The organism is Methylomonas sp. Kb3 (assembly GCF_002834115.1).
GTDB lineage: Bacteria > Pseudomonadota > Gammaproteobacteria > Methylococcales > Methylomonadaceae > Methylomonas > Methylomonas defluvii.
The window spans coordinates 17,548-34,173 of sequence record NZ_PIZT01000003.1; the positions used below are offsets into that span (position 1 = coordinate 17,548).

Here is a 16,626-nt window from a genome sequence, read left to right on the forward strand (position 1 = left end):
CTTTATTTGGCGTTAAACAAAGCAACCGTGGTATCGAGCATACGGTTTGAGAAACCCCACTCGTTGTCATACCAGGACAGGACTTTCACGAAATTGCCGCCGGTGACTTTGGTCAGGCCCGCTTCGTAGATAGAAGAATGTGGGTTGTGGTTAAAGTCCATGGATACCAAAGGCTCGTCGTTGATGGCCAAAATGCCTTTTAATGGGCCGGCAGCCGCTTCGCGCAGCACGCTGTCGATTTCTTCTTTGGTGGTGTTGCGTGAGGCTTGGAAGCACAAATCCACGACAGAGACGTTGATGGTTGGAACGCGCATTGCAAAACCGTCCAGTTTGCCTTTCATTTCCGGCAATACCAAACCTACTGCGGCAGCAGCACCGGTTTTGGTGGGGATCATGGATTGCGTGGCAGAACGCGCACGGTGCAAGTCGCTGTGATACACGTCGGTCAATACTTGGTCGTTGGTGTACGAGTGGATGGTTGTCATCAAACCGTGATCGACACCAATGCTGTCCATCAAAGGTTTAACCAAAGGTGCCAAGCAGTTCGTGGTGCAAGAAGCATTGGAGATAACGGTGTCGGACGCTTTCAAGGTTTGGTGGTTAACACCGTAAACAATCGTGGCATCGACATCGTTGCCGCCAGGTGCGGAGATAATGACTTTTTTAGCACCGGCAGTGATATGCGCAGACGCTTTGGCTTTGCTGGTGAAGAAGCCGGTGCACTCGTGAACCACATCAATACCCAACTCAGCCCAAGGCAGTTTAGCGGGATCTCTTTCAGCAAATACGCGGATTTTATCGCCATTGATTACGATGTAATCACCGTCTACAGACACATCAAACGGAAATTTACCATGTACGGTGTCGTATTTGGTCAAGTGTGCGTTGGTTTTGGAATCGCCCAAATCGTTGATAGCGACCACTTGGATCTCGTTGGTGCGACCTGATTCGTACAAAGCGCGCATGACATTGCGACCGATACGACCATAACCGTTAATTGCAACTTTAATTGCCATAGAGTTTTCTCCGGGATGAGTGTGAAAGACTTGCGTCGAGATGTGCCAAAAGCACCAAAAATAGACTGGATTGTAGCAACAAGCAGTCCTGTACGTCTACCGCCGCGGCGCGTTGCGGCGTACAGAAATCCGGCTTTTTAAACATGTCGGGGCTCTCCCCCTGTTAAAGGGCGCTTACCATCCTGCACCTATAAGCCCTAAAGACAAACCAGTAATCAATAGCGCCGGCCCGATAAAAGGTACAATTCTATTTTTCCACTTACCGCAGCACAACCCATGCAAATTCAATGGTATCCCGGCCACATGCACAAGGCCAGCAAGGAGATCAAGCACGCCTTGCCCGACATCGATTTGCTGATCGAAATACTCGACGCCCGCATTCCTTACAGTAGCCAAAACCCGATGCTGGCGAGTCTGCGCGGCGACAAACCCACCATCCGCGTCCTCAGCAAAACCGATTTAGCCGATCCGGAAATGACTAAAACCTGGCAAGCTTATCTAGAACGGGAACAGGCGGTCAAAACCCTGGCCGTCACCACCCAACAACCGGACAAGATCAAACAAATTATCGACTTGTGCGCCAAGATGCTGCCGGAGAAAACCGCCGCCAACAAGGTCATCCGCACCATGATCATGGGCATACCTAACGTCGGCAAATCCACCATTATTAATGTGCTTGCCGGCCGTACCATCGCCAAGACCGGCAACGAACCTGCCGTTACCAAACAGCAGCAACGCATCAATTTGGCCAATAACATCGTACTATCCGACACCCCTGGCGTACTCTGGCCCAATGTGGAAAACCGCCACAGCGGCTACCGACTGGCAGTAAGCGGCGCCATCAAGGATACGGCTTTCCAACACGACGACATAGCACTATATGCCTTGGAGTATCTGCGTACAGCCTACCCGGAACAGTTAAGCCAGCGCTATCGTTTGACACCTTTGCCCGAAGAACCACTTGCACTGCTAGAAGCCATCGGCGCAAAGCGCGGCTGTTTGCGTAGCGGCGGCATCGTCGAATTGGACAAAGCCGCCAAGCTATTAATGAACGAATTGCGCGCCGGCACCTTGGGTCAAATCACCCTGGAAACCCCCGAGATGATAGAAGCGGAAATGCTGGAACTGGCCGCCATCCGCGAGCAAAAGGCCGCTAAACAAGCAGCCAGACGGCGCGGCGGCAACCCACAGAATTAAAAGTCGCCAGACTAGAGTTCATCTCATCCCAAGTCCCAAGCGCGTCAGCTATTACGCTTTCATAACCTTATAAATATGGTGCGCGCCGGCATGATTAACGGTGCTTTCTTCCACGGTAACCGAAAAACCGAAATCCGGGCCGATGTTTTTCGGGTCGTGCTCCTCGCCGACAAAATCCGAGTAGGGAATATAAATCCGCGTGTGCTCGGTAATATAGTCTTTCACTTGATGGAAAAACCGTCTCAATATATCGCGCCCACCGTCTTCGTTCAGCCCGAAGGTGCCGTCGGACGGGTAATAATTAAAATTAAAAACGATCAGATCAAACAGCGTGTGCGGCACATCGGCAAATAAATCGCTGTGCAGAAAATCGATAGGCGCCAATTCAGGATTAAAGCGCGTGTTTTCCAAGGTGCAATCTACTGCGTCCCGATTAAAATCGACACCCATGACGCTGGCGCAGCCTATTTTTTTTAACAAAAACGCGAAATAGCCGCTGCCGCAGCCCATATCCAAAGCCATTTCGGCGGACGGTTGTTGCAGAATGAAATTCCCAAAAAATGAGCTGGTCAACCCAAAGTCGGACGGAAACACATTTTTCGCAATCTTCAAAGTTATGCCATCCAACTCCGTCATATAGGGTTGTTTTTCCAAATAGTGGGCCAATTCCTGCTTGCGAGCATCGATGCTCATATCCGGCTGTTTCATAATTTGCGATAGAGTTGAGTGGCGCCACGCTTTTGGACGCGATTGTTTCAGGAGCCCGCCATAAACGGCTGGCCGGTTCATACTTGAATCCTACAACAAAACCAAACCCTGTGCAGTTATTGCCTACCGTGCCAGGCCTGCATCATTGGCCAACTGCCTGCCTTTGATGTCGGCCACGCGGTTCGACCACCACGTAAGAGCGGGCAATTTGCCCGCCCTTTTCGGGCAAATATCAGCTTACCCAGGCCACCGCCTCACCTACACTGCAACTGTCCGCGATATTCAGAGCCCAAACATCAGCCTGCATACCCAGCCACTATCAAGCAGAGAACACACCATGAACACATATCTTTTCGACGACCGCCGTATCGATTGGCAAACCCTGGAGGGCTTCGAGCATTTACGCTATTTCATTCTAAACATCGACACCGACGCCAACATTGTCGACGTCTTGTTCAAATTTGCCGCCGGCAAACAAATAGTGCTGCACCGACACAAAGCGCCAAACCACATTTTCGTCATTCAAGGCGAACATAGAATCTACCACGCCGACGGCACCTTGAAGGAGATCAGACCAGTCGGCAGCTACACCGTCAGCCCAGCCAGCGAGGTTCCGCACCGGGAAGGAGGCGGCGACATTGACGTCATCCTGTTGTTCAGCATCCGCAGCACGGGGGTGCTTTACGACATACTGGACAACGATGCCAACGTTATTGGTAGCCTGGCAATGTCCGACTTCGTGGCATTACACCAAGCACAGTCCGGGCAAACGGGATAAAAATCACGCAATCCCGGTCATTCTGAACGGGTGCAATGAAAACCTCGCTCTCCGCTCCGTTACTGTGTGCTCAGAAATTGAGCTGTACCGGCACTATCCAGTAGCGCCAGACTTTACTACTATTATCTCAGCTCGGCCGTCTATTCATGGCTTGGGCTTTAACTATTTATTAACCCGAGCCTATTTATCGTGGGTATGCCGTTGGGGCTGAGATTCTATGATTATTTGTCAAGCAGTGCCTGAAACAATCAGTCTTTCCGTTCACAGAGGCGTCATCATCAATAACATCAAATTTAAGTCCTTCCCCTTTTAAAAAGAGGATCGATGGGGCTTATACGGCATGAACAATGCCCAAGCGGAACTTAATGGCATTGCGTTTATCATCAGAACCAAGCAGCGATTTATCTATTGTGGAATATTGTTGTAAGGTTTAAGCCAACCCTTACAACTTAGAGCGTGTGACCGATCCGATTAAGGAAATTTCCGATGCTCTCCCGTATTCTATTCAGCAGCAGTACCGCCAATTTCCCGGACGAGTTGATACGTACATTACCGTTCAGAATTGCCTTCAGAGCTTATGCCGGAATGCCGGTGATTCTGACCCCCCGTCACAGCTTTCCGGACACACAAACCAATTCGGTATCGACTTGGCAGCGGCTAGGCCAATACTGGAGTGATTGCATCGATTGCCTTATCCTGGCTACGGGCCTTACCCTGCGCGGCTATCTGTGCCGCAGCCATTTAAAACGCCCTTAGCACTTATCTTCAATAATAAAAACACGAGGCTTTCCATGACTACCAGTATCGAAATCAGCGAATCGGTCCGCCATTATTATGGTCAGGTCTTGCAATCCAGCAACGATCTGAAAACCAGCGCCTGTTGCAGCATCGACGCCATGCCAAGCTATTTAAAAGCCTTGCTGACCAACCTGCATCCCGAAGTGTTGGAACGGTTTTACGGCTGCGGCTCTCCCTTACCCCCCGCATTAACGGGTAAAACCGTGCTGGATTTGGGCTGCGGCACCGGCCGCGATTGCTATCTGTTGTCGAAGCTGGTCGGCGCGTCAGGACGGGTAATCGGCGTAGACATGACTCCCGAGCAACTAGAAGTGGCCGTGCGTCATCGCAACTGGCATGCCGAGCGCTTTGGATTTGCCAATGTTGAGTTTTTGCACGGTCACATCGAAAACCTGCACACCGTAGGTATCGCCGACAACAGTGTCGACGTGGTGGTCTCCAATTGCGTGATCAACCTGTCGCCGGAAAAACCCAGCGTGCTGGCGGAAATATTCCGGGTGTTGAAGCCCGGCGGCGAGCTGTATTTTTCCGATGTTTTTGCCGATCGCCGCATCCCGTTCGAACTGCGCCAAGACCCGGTGCTATTAGGCGAATGTCTGGGCGGTGCTTTGTATTGGGAAGACTTCCGACGCATATTGCACGACCTAGACTGCCCCGATGTCCGCAAGGTCAAACAAAACGCCATCAGCATCGACGACCCGGACGTGTTCGCCAAAATCGGCATGGTCAAGTTCGATTCGGTGACGGTGCGCGCCTTTAAAATGCCCCTGGAAGACCGTTGCGAGGACTTCGGCCAGGTCGCAACGTATTTGGGCACTATTGAGCAGCACCCGCACAGCTTTGATTTGGACGATCATCATCATTTCGAAACCGGCCGGCCGTTAAGAGTCTGCGGAAACACCGCCGACATGCTGGCAGGTAGCCGCTATGGCGAACATTTCCAAATATTGGGCGACAAAACCCGCCATTTCGGCTTATTCGACTGCTCGCCCGGACCCGGCAGCGAATCAGCTAAGGCTGACAGCGCCTGCTGCTGAGATGGAATTATGCCGTCAGGCATGAGGTTGCCGGCCGGGTCGTATTGGTAGGCCAGGGTTTTGCCGCCGGCGGTGGTGCTGGTCAGGCGGCCGGCGTTGTCGTAGACGTAGCCGGTTTTGTTGGCGGCGGTCGGATAGATCCGGCTCAGCAGACGGTTCAGGTTGTCGTAGGCCACTTGTTCGAAGTCGGTCGCCGAGGAGGCGCAGGCGGTGACTTTGTCCGGATACAGGGTTTTCAGTTTCCGGTCGTGACCGTCGTATTGGTAGGTGGTCAGCTGGTTTTTGGCATCCTTAACGGTGAGCGGCAGGCCGTTGTTGCTGTAGGTGTAGGTCGCGTAGTTCTGCGCGATACCGCTGCCCACGGCTTTTTTGACGATCTGGACACTGTCGTCGCTGTTGTAGACGGTCTGAGTGACGCGGTTGCCGCCGTCGGCCGCCGGCAGGTTTTCGGTCAGGGTATTCAGACGATCCAGGTTGTCGTAGACGTAGTCGGCGACGGTCACCGGTGCGGCGGCGGCCGGACAGGTGGTGTCGGCCGTGGTGGTGCCAGGGCCCCAGGCTTTCAGCAGTTTGCCGCTCGGGGTGTAGCTGCTGCAGGATACCAGCCATTGGGTACCGATCTGCGCGGCGCTGCGGATCAGGCGGCCGTCGGCGTCGTAGGCTTGCTTGGTCAGTTTACCTAGGGCATTGGTCAGCTGCGTCGGCCGCCGTTGGTTCTCGTAAGCGGTGGCTACGGTGTCGGTGACGTCGGTGCGCGGGCCGTTGACTTGAGTCAAGTTGGCTATATCGGTCTGTCGAACCAAGGAGACCAGTTTCTCAACACCGAAGGCATCCGGTAGAATGTCTAAATGCCAGCTTACGAGCAGAACACCGAGATCCGATCAGACTCATGAGGACAACTCACTATGCAAACTGTTAAACAAATTGTCCACGATATTGCCGACCACCTGACCGAACAGGCTACCTTTGACGATGCCATGTATGCCATCTATGTGCGGCAGAAGCTTGAGCAATCGTTACACGCAGCAGCGGAAGGTAAAGTCACATCACAGGAAGATATAGAAAAACGCTATCTACATGATGCGAGTTGAATGGTCTGATCTGGCTCGAGACGATCTTGACGATTTAGTCCGTTATATTAGTCGCGATTCGTCCTTTTATGCCCGTCGCTTCGGCCAAAAAATCGTGCTTGCCACGCGACGACTGAAGGATTTTCCAGAAAGCGGTAGGTTGATTCCAGAAGCTGACGATAAATCGATACGAGAAATTATTGTGCAGAGCTAGCGCGTCATGTGCCGTTTGGAATCGAATCGCGTGTTGATTCTTGCCATCATGCACGGCCGCCGTGATGTCGCTGGACACGAGGAAAAGCCATGGGACGACGCTTAAAAAGGGTATTCGCGGTTGAACCTAATCCCCAAAAGCCGAAAGTGATCTTTGTGATTTAGAACATCGCGGTATGAAGATTAGTGGCCGCGATTGGTTAAAACCTACGCCGAGACAGGTCGTCGTAGGCATAGCTGGCCAGGCTGACGGTGCCATTCTCCAGCAGCGCGGTCGGCCGGTTGAGGGCGTCGTAGCTGGCCGTGATGTAGAACGCGGTCGCTTCCGGCCAGGTGGTGCGGGTGCGGTTGCCGGCCGGGTCGTATTGGTAGGCCAGGGTTTTGCCGCCGGCGGTGGTGCTGGTCAGGCGGCATTTTAATCACATGCGTCCGAATACGCTTCGCTATTCGGACCTACGCGGGCTTGTGTATAACGAGATGCCTATAGGCGCACCTTATCGCGTTTATTTAGGAAGCTTTAATCCCCTATTTTCTAGCACTTCTTTATCTTCTGGATGAAGATAATATTCGGTAGGAGAGGTATAAGCTCTACCAGCATAATCAACCACCCTGCCATTAAGTTCGTGAGCTAACTCAATCATCCAACTTAATGTCGCAGAATCGGGATTTTTGATCCAACATGCACCGCTGTTCAAAATGAGCTTACCTTTGGCTTTACACGTAGGATCAACGACCAGAGTATCCTTTTCCTGTTTGGAACCAGTTTCGCTTGGCCCCAATTCCAAATCATTGCGAACCTTAGCTAACTCAATAAATTGTTCCCTCGTTGGCGGTAAGAGTCTGTAGCTTTTTTTGCGGCCGAGAAACCACGGTGCATAGCGGGTCTCTCGGCCAACGATTATCCAATAAAGCCCCTTTTTTACTGTCTTGGTCTTGGCCTTATCGTTCATAAAAAGCTACTTCATCAATTTGTTTGCGGCTATGCCAACTCCTAAGCCGACGTCTAATTTCCAAGCATTGGTGAAACCCTGTCCGCATTCATAAATCAAAGGGATACCAGAACCTGCGCCATATTGTCTTTCATGCTTCGCCCATTGACTGGCTGTGGTAAGGTCTGCCCATAAACCATTTGTACCAGACCATGGATATATCCGCACCTCCCAAAACACGATTTGCCTCCCCCGTAGACGCATTGGTCGCTACATAACTCAAGATATTGCCACCGTGCATGTTTCCAACCACACCGTGATAACGCGATGCTTGCACAGCTGCATTAGAGGTCATTGGTGCCAGTCTACTGACTTGATTCGCCACATCAGCAACTTGCGACACATCGTATCCAATTTGAGCGGAAGTTCGAATTCAATTCCCTGCTTCCAAAGACTTTAAGCCTGCGCTAACACCTGCCGGCAAGGATGGTATGGCTGTGGTCAAGCCGTCATAGATAAGACCAATCCTATCTGCCATCAGGATGAGCCCGCTTTACCAGCCCGACCGCAACAGGTTTGACCAACCAGCTATGTTTGAGCGAACGACTAGCGATTGGCATTCATATGATGATGTGCTCGCGTTGCCGCAATAAAGCCGCGCATCGCCATACCGACAACTGCAAAACCGATTGGATAAAGAATCCTGAGAAGAATCAAAAAATTGCCAGGTAGCGGCTAAACGCAGCCAGTCCCCAAACCTGTCAATCGCAAGTGGTCGGTCTACACTGATACATGATGGCTAATCCGACCCGACCGCCCTCTTTAATAGCGGTTTGAACGCCCATATAGCTAAGCCGGTAGCGCCGCCCATCGCTGCCAATAACAGAAAGAAATCCTGTCTGGGCATTTGCTCGTAAAAACTGCCGATGTAACCAGACAAATAATTGCCAAAAAACGTCGACAGAAACCACATGCCCATTAGCACGCCTACCAAGCGCGGCGGCGAGACTTTACTGACCAGCGACAAGCCAACCGGCGACAGATAAAGTTCGCCGAGCGTGTAAATCAAGGTACACAATGCCAGCCATAGAAAGCTGATTCTGTCGGTGGATTGCACACCGCTGACCGCGAAAATCAGTACCAAAAACGACGCACCCAACAATATCGAGCCGAATGCCATTTTGCCGACACTCGAACTTTGCCGGCCCTGGCCGGCGCGGTAGCGAGAAACACGGTCGAGCAACGGTACCAACAAGAATATAAAGGCCGGATTCAGGGATTGAAACCAGGTGGAGGGCATTTCCCAGCCGAAGATATGCCAATCGGTGTTGTGCTCGGCGAACAGTTGCAGCGTGTTGCCTTGTTGCTCGTAAACTGCCCAGAACAAAATATTCAGCACTGCTAAAGCCGTTAAGCCGCCTAGTGCCTGCCATTCTTTAGTAGTCAGCGGTTCGGGCTTTATCACCTCAGCCGCAGGTTTAACAAATTGATCCGCACCCAGATATTTCTGCCCAAACAGATAGACCAGCAAACCCAGCAACATCCCGACGCCGGCGGCGCCGAAGCCGTAATGCCAGCCGTAGCGTTGCCCCAAGGTGCCGCAGATCAACGGCGAGAAAAACGCGCCCAGGTTGATGCCCATATAAAAAATCGTAAACGCGCCGTCGCGGCGCGGATCGCCGGGGGGATATAAATTGCCCACCTGTGTCGAAATGTTGGGCTTGAAACAGCCGTTACCTAAAATCAAAAACAACAGCGCCAACAAGAAAAACGCTTCGGCAACCATCAAAAAATGGCCGATAGCCATCAACACGCAGCCGACTATCACGCATTTGCGCGGCCCCAACACTCGGTCGGCCAAAATGCCGCCGAACAGCGGGGTGAAGTACACCAAGCCGGTATATAAACCGTAAATCTGCGAGGCCAGGGCTTGCGTGGATAAAGGCCCGAAAAAGGCTTCCAAACCAGTCCGTAGCATCGCAAATCCGAATACCAAGGTATCGGTTTGCGCGGCTTGAATTAAATGCTGGGTCATATACAACACCAGCAAAGCGCGCATGCCGTAATAGGAAAAGCGCTCCCACATTTCAGTGAAAAACAGCACGAATAAGCCGATGGGATGACCAAACAGAGTTTTTTGATTCACGAGGGAAAGTCTTGTTAAGTGTCTTTGCAAAGCCTGCTGAACATCATCTCACAAGCGCCAATCTGGGGCATTTTTGCGGTAAACACTCAGTAATTGCACCGCCTTGAAACACGGCAACTATAAGCGACAAAAAAAGTGCCGATTCAGCGTGTTTTCGGCTACCGCATCGCCGATTAGGCTGTTATAAAGGGAACACGCGCCATCGTTTGTGCTATTCGAGCTCCTGGTTTGCCCCTGGATTTCGATTAAATATTTTCAAGGAAACTTAATGACAACGCTAAGCGATTATTTCGACTACCGGCTAGATGCCGACGGTAATAAATATGTAGAGGTTTCGATTCGGGGCGTGACCTTACTCAGGCTACCGGCCACCAATAAAGGCACCGCGTTTAGTGTGCAGGAACGTATCGAACTGGGCTTGGATGGCATGCTGCCGCCGCAAGTCACGGATATGGCGCAGCAACTCGACCGCTTGTATGTCAATTATCAAAAACAAGCGAACGATATTTCCAAGTATCAATTTCTCAGAGCTCTGCAGGACCGCAACGAGGTGTTGTTTTACGCGCTGTTAGAACGGCATCTTGAGGAAATGGTGCCCGTTGTCTACACCCCAACCATAGGCTTGGCGGTGCAACAATTCAGTTCCAACTTCACCAGCACGCGCGGTTTGACTTTTTCCGCAGCCAATATCGATCGGGCCGAAACGATTTTACAAAACTACCCGTTACACGATATTCGCATGATTGTGGTGACCGATTCTTCGTCGATTTTGGGTATCGGCGACCAAGGTATGGGCGGTTTGGCGATTTGCATCGGCAAACTGGGGCTGTATACCGTCGGCGGCGGCATGTGCCCGTTTCAAACCTTGCCGGTCAATCTGGATGTGGGCACCAACCGCAGTGAATTGTTGGACGATCCGTTCTATTTGGGCGCGCATAGCAAGCGCTTGCACGACCAGCCTTATTTCGAATTGGTCGATAAATTTGTTAACGCGGTACAAACAGTCTGGCCCAAAGCCATTATCCAATGGGAAGATTTTGCGAAAAACATCGCCTTCGATTTGTTGGCCAAATACAAAGATCTGCTGCCCTGTTTTAACGACGACATCCAGGGTACCGGGGCGATGGCCTTGGCAGGTCTGCTCTCGGCTTGCCATAAAAAAGGCGAAACCCTCGCAGAACAAACCGTGGTGGTGGTGGGCGCCGGTGCCGGCGGATTCGGCGTAGCCAGTACCATTAAAAAAGGCATGCTGCGCGAAGGTTTAACCATGGAGCAAATTCTGCAGCGGATTTTCGTGGTGGATGCGCATGGCCTGGTGGTCAAGGAAGCTACGACCGAGGCCTACAAATTACCGCTATCGCATACTCAGGAAAGTTACCACGACTGGGATATTCCCGATGATAGGGTGCCCAACCTACTGGAGGTGGTCACTCACGCCAAGCCAACGGTATTGCTCGGACTAACCGGTGTAGCGGGTTTGTTCACCGAGACTGTGATTAAAACCATGGCGGCAAACCACGCCCAGCCCATTATTTTCCCTTTATCCAACCCCACCGCCAATTGCGAAGCCACGCCGGAAGACATCTTGGCGTGGACGCAAGGCTCGGCTATGGTCGCAACCGGCAGCCCATTCGCCGACGTCGAGTATCAAGGCCGGCGTTATCCGATTGGTCAGGGCAATAATGCCTTTATTTTTCCGGGCTTGGGCTTTGCCGCGGTGTTGGGCGAGTGCAGCCGAATTAGCGACGCAATGGTCTTGGAGTCTGCCTACGCCTTGGCAGATTACATTGTGGAGAAATGCTCGGCTGCCGATCTGATTTTCCCGCCGGTGGGCGATCTGAAGCAAGTCAGTTTATTTGTGGCTAATCGGGTATTGGCTAAAGCGCTGGAAGACGGCTCCGCGACCCGGCAGGATTTAGTGGGTATCGATCTGGAAGCTTACGTTAAAGCCAATCTCTGGAAAGCCGAGTACCTGCCGTTCAAATATGCCGGGGCAACGGCAACGCATTAATCGAATTTCCCCGCTTACAAAGCTCAGCGGTAAGGCTTAACGCTTGCAATTGGCTTTGAATCTGCTGCACCTCGCCTACCTGATTGGCGGGATTGGTATTCTGGTGGAATGGCGGGCTTATTGTTTGCCGGATGGCTTAGCGTTTCGGCGTTGGTCCGCAGCCGGGGCCGTGCTGTGGGCCGCGCAATACCTGTTGCTGGATGCCTGGACCGCCGGCTTGACCATGGCCAGCACCGCCCTGCGCACCCTGCTGTCCAGCCGTTTGGAAAAAGGTGTGCACAAGCACTGGGCGGCGGCGGGTTTCGTGGCTTTGTTTAGCGGGCTTACGGCATGCTCTTGGCAAGGCCCGGTCTCTTTATTGCCGGCCTTTGCGGTGATCAACACCACACTGGCTCTGTTTTACCTGAACAATCGTCACATGCGCGTTGCGCTGTTGGCTTCCAGTCTTGCATGGATAAGCAACGATTACATCTGGCAGGCCTGGCCGGCATTGGTGGCCGAGACCGTGGCGATGGGCATTAATCTGCGGACGATACGCAAGCTGTTTGCCCAATAACAACGCGCCCCTTAAATATGCCGTCCCCTACCCCATAACGGCGTTTCTGAAATGGCTTTATGCCGTTTCAGTCTGCCCAACGGGTTCTTCCAGGACTATCCAGTTATTTTCAAGCAAGGCGCAATACGGGCGTAGTGCGGCCATCAGCGTTTGATAAATAGTGAATGCATCGGTTGGGTCTTTTTGCTTAAGCTCGGATACCTCGGTCAGAAACCGATACAGCATTTTTACCAAATTCTCGATGGACATCGCCAGCCAGGCATCGTTGGTAATCCATTTATCGATAAACTCATCCAGGCGTGCGAAGGTCAGTTTTAGCAGCGGATAAGCAGTTTGGGTCTCCTTAAATTCCCGGAGCAGCATGTAATCTAGGTAAGCCCGCTCCGATGCCACCCGTGGCCGGTTGGTAATACTCAGGTAAGTGGCTTTGTGGTGGGCATAGGCGGCATCGAATTGTTCGCAAAACTCGGTTTCGGTGGTCATCGCCAGCCAAGTCTCTAGACTCTCGATGCTTATGCCGTAACATTCCTTGATGGAATTTGCCATTTTGTCGAATTGCTCGATGAATGCCGGCTTGGTCAGTTCGCCTTTAAGCAGATTTTCAATCGCCACCAGTTCGCTTGCAGTCACGCATACCGTGGCCAACTCTCGAACAATTTTTAGCTCGACACCCATATTGTCTTTACCTATTTTCGCTATGTAAAAATTAAAGCAGCGCTTTCAGCCCAAGTTTACAGTGTCAGATCGACGATTTCGGCAACGCAGGCATTGTCTTTAACCGTGTGTAGCGCATTGTCGAATACCATGTTCGAGTTGAATAAAACGCTTTTTACAATGATGGCGCCGGCCGCATCTTTAATCACAAAAAAAGTATCGCCTTCAGGAACCTTGCTGGCGGCAATCTGGTTGCTCATTAAGGAGCCGGTTCGCACTTCTTTAATGCCCTGCAGAGCTTCTTCTTTGTTGTCGTAATCGCCGCTGATCAGAATCAGCTCGCCCTTACTGTTCACAAACGAAAAGGAATATTGATTGTCGTCATTGGTTTTAAGTTGAAAAGTGGCTGGCATATTCTGTCCCGGAAGTTAACAGTTGAATGGAAGTTCATCGCCGATCAAATTTCAATCTCCCGACTACAGAAGAGCCAAAACGTGACCGGCAGAGGCTATAAATCCAAAAGCAAGCGTTATGCCAATAAAAAATCCTTAAGAATCAGCCAGAAACAGCTCGACAGCTATTCAATTGTCGGGTTTGCTACACAACATTGACGACGAGCCGATCGCCAGTGAACTGTTCTCTTCAATCATGGGCTCTCGCTTTCCAGCCTATGCCTGCCCCCCCTCCCGGCAATAACGCGAATCAAGCTAGGTTCTGCCCATAATGTTTACATAGCCGAATAACGCAGCCAGTCGGAGTAAGTGTCCACATCCCATTGGCTGTCCAGTTCGTAAAGGTTCAAACCCATTTCATTTGCCCGACTGCGCGTGGTGGCCATGACCTGATCATGGCCCCAACTCATGTCGCTGAACAGTCCGGATTGCGTTTTGTTTAAGCCGATCAGCACATACCCGCCATCGTCGGCTGGTGCGATAACCGCATCGTGGCCTTCGCGTAACACCGCTAATGCGCGAAGCAGATCGTCACTCGACAGACTGGGGCAATCGCACCCCATCAGCAAGGCATGGCGGTAACGGCCTAAGGCATCAGTCAAGGCGTGGTGCATGCGTTCACCCAAGTCGGCGCCGTATTGCCCTTTAAGCGTCAACGGATAACGCCGCGCACAATCCTGAAAAAAGCTATGGCCGGCGTCTGGCGCGCAATGCAATTCAACCGCACACAAGGGCTGCTGGAAGGCGCGTTCCAGGGTCATGTAAGTTAATTGCCGGTGCGCTGCGGCCGCCTGTTCCGCGCTTAAGGCCGGTTGCAGCCGGGTTTTGACTTGGCCGGGAATCGGCGCTTTGCAAAAAATCATAAGCACACTGTCGGGATAGATCGCTGGCATGGCTTAAACCTTGCGCCGCCAAGCGTGATAACGGCCCAGCCATTTCAGCAGACCTTGCGGGGCATGATTGCGCTTCCAGACGCCCGCCACATGCTTATTGGCTTCCGCCAGGGTGGGATAGATATGAATAGTGCCCAGAATTTTATTCAAGCCGATACCGTATTTCATCGCCAACACAAATTCAGCCAGTAAGTCGCCGGCATGTTCGCCAACGAGGGTGACGCCGAGGATTTTGTCCTTACCGGGCACGGTCAGTACTTTGACGAAGCCGTGTGCCTCGCCGTCGGCTATTGCTCTATCCAGGTCATCAATGCCATAGGTAGAGACTTCATACGCGATGTTCTGTGCTTGCGACTCCTGCTCGTTCAAACCCACGCGGGCCACTTCCGGATCGGTAAAGGTCGACCAAGGGATGACGGCGTAATCGGTGCGAAACTTTTTGAAGGGGCCAAACAGCGCATTCACCGTCGCATACCAGGCTTGATGCGCCGCGGTGTGGGTAAACTGATACGGTCCGGCCACGTCGCCGACCGCATAGATGTTGGGATAATTGGTTTGCTGAAATGGATTGGCGTCCAAGGTACGGCGCGGCGACAGGGCGATGCCCATTTCTTCCACGCCGTAACCCTGCACATTGGCCGAGCGGCCAAGCGCCACCAGCACCTTATCAAAGGCAATCCTGACCATCTGGCCGACATGTTCGGCCAGCAGAATGTGTTCGCCGTTTTCGACGATAAATTCCTTGGCTGTATGCTGAACTTTGACCTCCACGCCCTCCGCCTGGAAACGAGCCTGGACTATGTCCGATACCACTGGATCTTCCCGTACCATGATGCGCGGGGCCATTTCCACCTGCGTAACCTGACTACCCAAGCGAGCGAAGGTTTGCGTCAGTTCGCAGCCTATTGGACCGCCGCCCAACACCAACAGGCGTTTGGGTAATTCACGCAAGTCCCAGACGTTATCCGAGGTCAGATAATCGATGTTTTCCAGTCCTGGTATCGGCGGCACTAGGGGGCTAGCACCGGCGGCGATAACAATGGCGCGGCTGGTGAGGGTTTTAACGCCGTCGGCTGTGGTGACTTCCACCGCCCAGGGCGAAACGATTTTGGCGCTACCTTGCATCACATCCACGCCCAACTCGCCATAACGCGCTATGGAATCGTGCGGCGCTACGGTTTTGATCACCTGTTGTACTCGCTGCATCACCTCCGCAAAATCAAACTCGGCTTCGGCTTTGGCAATGCCGAACTCGGGCGCGCGTTTGATGTGCGACAACAGCTTGGCCGAACGGATCAACGCCTTCGACGGCACGCAACCGGTGTTCAGGCAGTCGCCGCCCATTTTATGCTTTTCGATCAGCGTGACTTTAGCTTTGACGGCTGCGGCGATATAAGCCGACACCAAGCCGCCGGCACCCGCGCCGATGACGATCAGGTTGTTGTCGAAACGGGCTGGTTTGGTCCAGCGCGCGTAGACTTTATGCTGTTGAATGACTTCGAGCATTTTCTTCGCCGCTAGTGGAAATACACCGAGCAAGGCAAACGAAACCAACAAAGCAGGTGAGAGAATAGCGGATAGGGAGTCGATTTTCGCCAACTGGGTGCCGGCATTAACATAAACCAGTGTGCCGGCCAGCATGCCTAACTGGCTAACCCAGTAAAAAGTCCTGGTCTTGATGGGCGTCAAACCCATCGCCAGATTGATCATGAAGAACGGGAACAACGGCACCAGGCGCAAGGTAAACAAATAAACAGCACCGTCGCGTCTCACGCCGTCGTCGATGGTTTGCAAACGACTGCCGAGGCGGGATTTGACCCAGTCTCGGAACAAAAACCGTGCAGCCAAAAACGCCAGCGTTGCACCAATGCTGGAAGCAAACGAGACGATCAGCGTCCCCCAGAGCAAACCGAACACCGCACCGCCGGCCAGCGTCAATATCATCGCCCCTGGCAGCGACAATGCAGTGACCGCGATATACAACGCGGCATACAGAGCAAGCGCCATTAGCGGATTGCTTTGGCGATAGTCAGCTATCTCTGCTTGCTGTAATTTTAGGTTTTCCAGACTCAGGTACTGCTCGAGATCAAAGCTGAAAAACAGCCCGATCAATCCCGCCATTATCAGTAGTAAGATGATTCTTGACGGTTTCATGCGAGGGGGCATGC

General features: G+C 52.4%; 18 protein-coding genes. 8 read left to right on the top strand and 10 right to left on the bottom strand.

The window, feature by feature from the left end; translation table 11 throughout:
* Positions 1–2: 2 nt before the first annotated feature.
* The gene (gene gap / locus CWO84_RS02145; RefSeq protein WP_101051653.1) at positions 3–1,016 is read right to left on the bottom strand and encodes a type I glyceraldehyde-3-phosphate dehydrogenase; all 1,014 of its coding nucleotides are present in this window, start codon (positions 1,014–1,016) and stop codon (positions 3–5) included.
* Positions 1,017–1,292: 276 nt separating this feature from the next.
* On the opposite strand from gap, the gene ylqF reads away from it, so the two are divergent.
* Entirely contained in the window at positions 1,293–2,213 is a 921-nt protein-coding gene (gene ylqF / locus CWO84_RS02150) for a ribosome biogenesis GTPase YlqF (protein ID WP_101051654.1), read from the top strand.
* Between the two features lie 51 nt (positions 2,214–2,264).
* On the opposite strand, the gene CWO84_RS02155 is transcribed toward ylqF, so the two are convergent.
* Positions 2,265–2,921 carry a methyltransferase gene (locus CWO84_RS02155; protein ID WP_165786256.1) on the bottom strand — a complete coding sequence of 219 codons (657 nt, stop codon included), beginning with the start codon at positions 2,919–2,921 and terminating at the stop codon, positions 2,265–2,267.
* 337 nt (positions 2,922–3,258) lie between these two features.
* Here CWO84_RS02155 and CWO84_RS02160 point away from each other — a divergent pair, with 337 nt between their 5' ends.
* The 3 genes from CWO84_RS02160 to CWO84_RS02170 all read left to right on the top strand — a co-directional run bounded on the left by CWO84_RS02160 (position 3,259) and on the right by CWO84_RS02170 (position 5,534).
* Positions 3,259–3,699 carry a regulator gene (locus CWO84_RS02160; protein ID WP_101051656.1) on the top strand — a complete coding sequence of 147 codons (441 nt, stop codon included), beginning with the start codon at positions 3,259–3,261 and terminating at the stop codon, positions 3,697–3,699.
* 486 nt (positions 3,700–4,185) lie between these two features.
* The gene (locus CWO84_RS24255; protein ID WP_101051657.1) at positions 4,186–4,455 is read left to right on the top strand and encodes a hypothetical protein; all 270 of its coding nucleotides are present in this window, start codon (positions 4,186–4,188) and stop codon (positions 4,453–4,455) included.
* A gap of 35 nt (positions 4,456–4,490) precedes the next feature.
* Positions 4,491–5,534 (top strand): methyltransferase domain-containing protein, encoded by a 1,044-nt coding sequence (locus tag CWO84_RS02170; protein ID WP_101051658.1) that lies wholly within the window; start codon positions 4,491–4,493, stop codon positions 5,532–5,534.
* Here CWO84_RS02170 and CWO84_RS02175 read toward each other — a convergent pair.
* Positions 5,423–6,337 carry an RHS repeat protein gene (locus tag CWO84_RS02175; protein WP_240617937.1) on the bottom strand — a complete coding sequence of 305 codons (915 nt, stop codon included), beginning with the start codon at positions 6,335–6,337 and terminating at the stop codon, positions 5,423–5,425. The two genes, CWO84_RS02170 and CWO84_RS02175, sit on opposite strands and share 112 nt — an antisense overlap.
* 102 nt (positions 6,338–6,439) lie before the next feature.
* Here CWO84_RS02175 and CWO84_RS02180 point away from each other — a divergent pair, with 102 nt between their 5' ends.
* Positions 6,440–6,625, top strand: coding sequence for a hypothetical protein (locus CWO84_RS02180; RefSeq protein ID WP_101051660.1), 186 nt, complete (start codon positions 6,440–6,442; stop codon positions 6,623–6,625).
* Positions 6,626–6,659: 34 nt separating this feature from the next.
* On the opposite strand, the gene CWO84_RS24770 is transcribed toward CWO84_RS02180, so the two are convergent.
* The gene (locus CWO84_RS24770) at positions 6,660–6,896 is read right to left on the bottom strand and encodes a hypothetical protein (protein WP_240617938.1); all 237 of its coding nucleotides are present in this window, start codon (positions 6,894–6,896) and stop codon (positions 6,660–6,662) included.
* Between the two features lie 97 nt (positions 6,897–6,993).
* On the opposite strand from CWO84_RS24770, the gene CWO84_RS24775 reads away from it, so the two are divergent.
* Complete coding sequence (locus tag CWO84_RS24775; protein WP_240617939.1) at positions 6,994–7,236, top strand: hypothetical protein; 243 nt, start codon at positions 6,994–6,996, stop codon at positions 7,234–7,236.
* An 84-nt stretch (positions 7,237–7,320) separates the two neighbouring features.
* Here the strand turns inward: CWO84_RS24775 and CWO84_RS02195 are convergent, their stop codons facing one another.
* Together CWO84_RS02195 and CWO84_RS02205 are read right to left on the bottom strand one after the other, a co-directional pair.
* Positions 7,321–7,767, bottom strand: coding sequence for a hypothetical protein (locus CWO84_RS02195; RefSeq protein ID WP_101051664.1), 447 nt, complete (start codon positions 7,765–7,767; stop codon positions 7,321–7,323).
* A gap of 778 nt (positions 7,768–8,545) precedes the next feature.
* The gene (locus CWO84_RS02205) at positions 8,546–9,892 is read right to left on the bottom strand and encodes a peptide MFS transporter (RefSeq protein ID WP_101051667.1); all 1,347 of its coding nucleotides are present in this window, start codon (positions 9,890–9,892) and stop codon (positions 8,546–8,548) included.
* A 268-nt stretch (positions 9,893–10,160) separates the two neighbouring features.
* Here CWO84_RS02205 and CWO84_RS02210 point away from each other — a divergent pair, with 268 nt between their 5' ends.
* Together CWO84_RS02210 and CWO84_RS02215 are read left to right on the top strand one after the other, a co-directional pair.
* Positions 10,161–11,903 (top strand): NAD-dependent malic enzyme, encoded by a 1,743-nt coding sequence (locus tag CWO84_RS02210; protein ID WP_033158949.1) that lies wholly within the window; start codon positions 10,161–10,163, stop codon positions 11,901–11,903.
* A 43-nt stretch (positions 11,904–11,946) separates the two neighbouring features.
* Positions 11,947–12,459 carry a YgjV family protein gene (locus tag CWO84_RS02215; protein ID WP_033158948.1) on the top strand — a complete coding sequence of 171 codons (513 nt, stop codon included), beginning with the start codon at positions 11,947–11,949 and terminating at the stop codon, positions 12,457–12,459.
* 57 nt (positions 12,460–12,516) lie between these two features.
* Here CWO84_RS02215 and CWO84_RS02220 read toward each other — a convergent pair whose 3' ends face one another.
* The 4 genes from CWO84_RS02220 to CWO84_RS02235 all read right to left on the bottom strand — a co-directional run bounded on the left by CWO84_RS02220 (position 12,517) and on the right by CWO84_RS02235 (position 16,612).
* Complete coding sequence (locus tag CWO84_RS02220) at positions 12,517–13,134, bottom strand: hypothetical protein (RefSeq protein WP_033158947.1); 618 nt, start codon at positions 13,132–13,134, stop codon at positions 12,517–12,519.
* Between the two features lie 56 nt (positions 13,135–13,190).
* A complete protein-coding gene (locus CWO84_RS02225; protein ID WP_033158946.1) occupies positions 13,191–13,526 on the bottom strand; it encodes a DUF1508 domain-containing protein in 336 nt (111 codons plus the stop codon).
* Positions 13,527–13,840: 314 nt separating this feature from the next.
* Positions 13,841–14,428 (bottom strand): TIGR04282 family arsenosugar biosynthesis glycosyltransferase, encoded by a 588-nt coding sequence (locus CWO84_RS02230; protein ID WP_346426956.1) that lies wholly within the window; start codon positions 14,426–14,428, stop codon positions 13,841–13,843.
* 33 nt (positions 14,429–14,461) lie between these two features.
* A complete protein-coding gene (locus tag CWO84_RS02235; protein WP_101051670.1) occupies positions 14,462–16,612 on the bottom strand; it encodes a bifunctional TVP38/TMEM64 family protein/FAD-dependent oxidoreductase in 2,151 nt (716 codons plus the stop codon).
* Between the last annotated feature and the right edge of the window lie 14 nt (positions 16,613–16,626).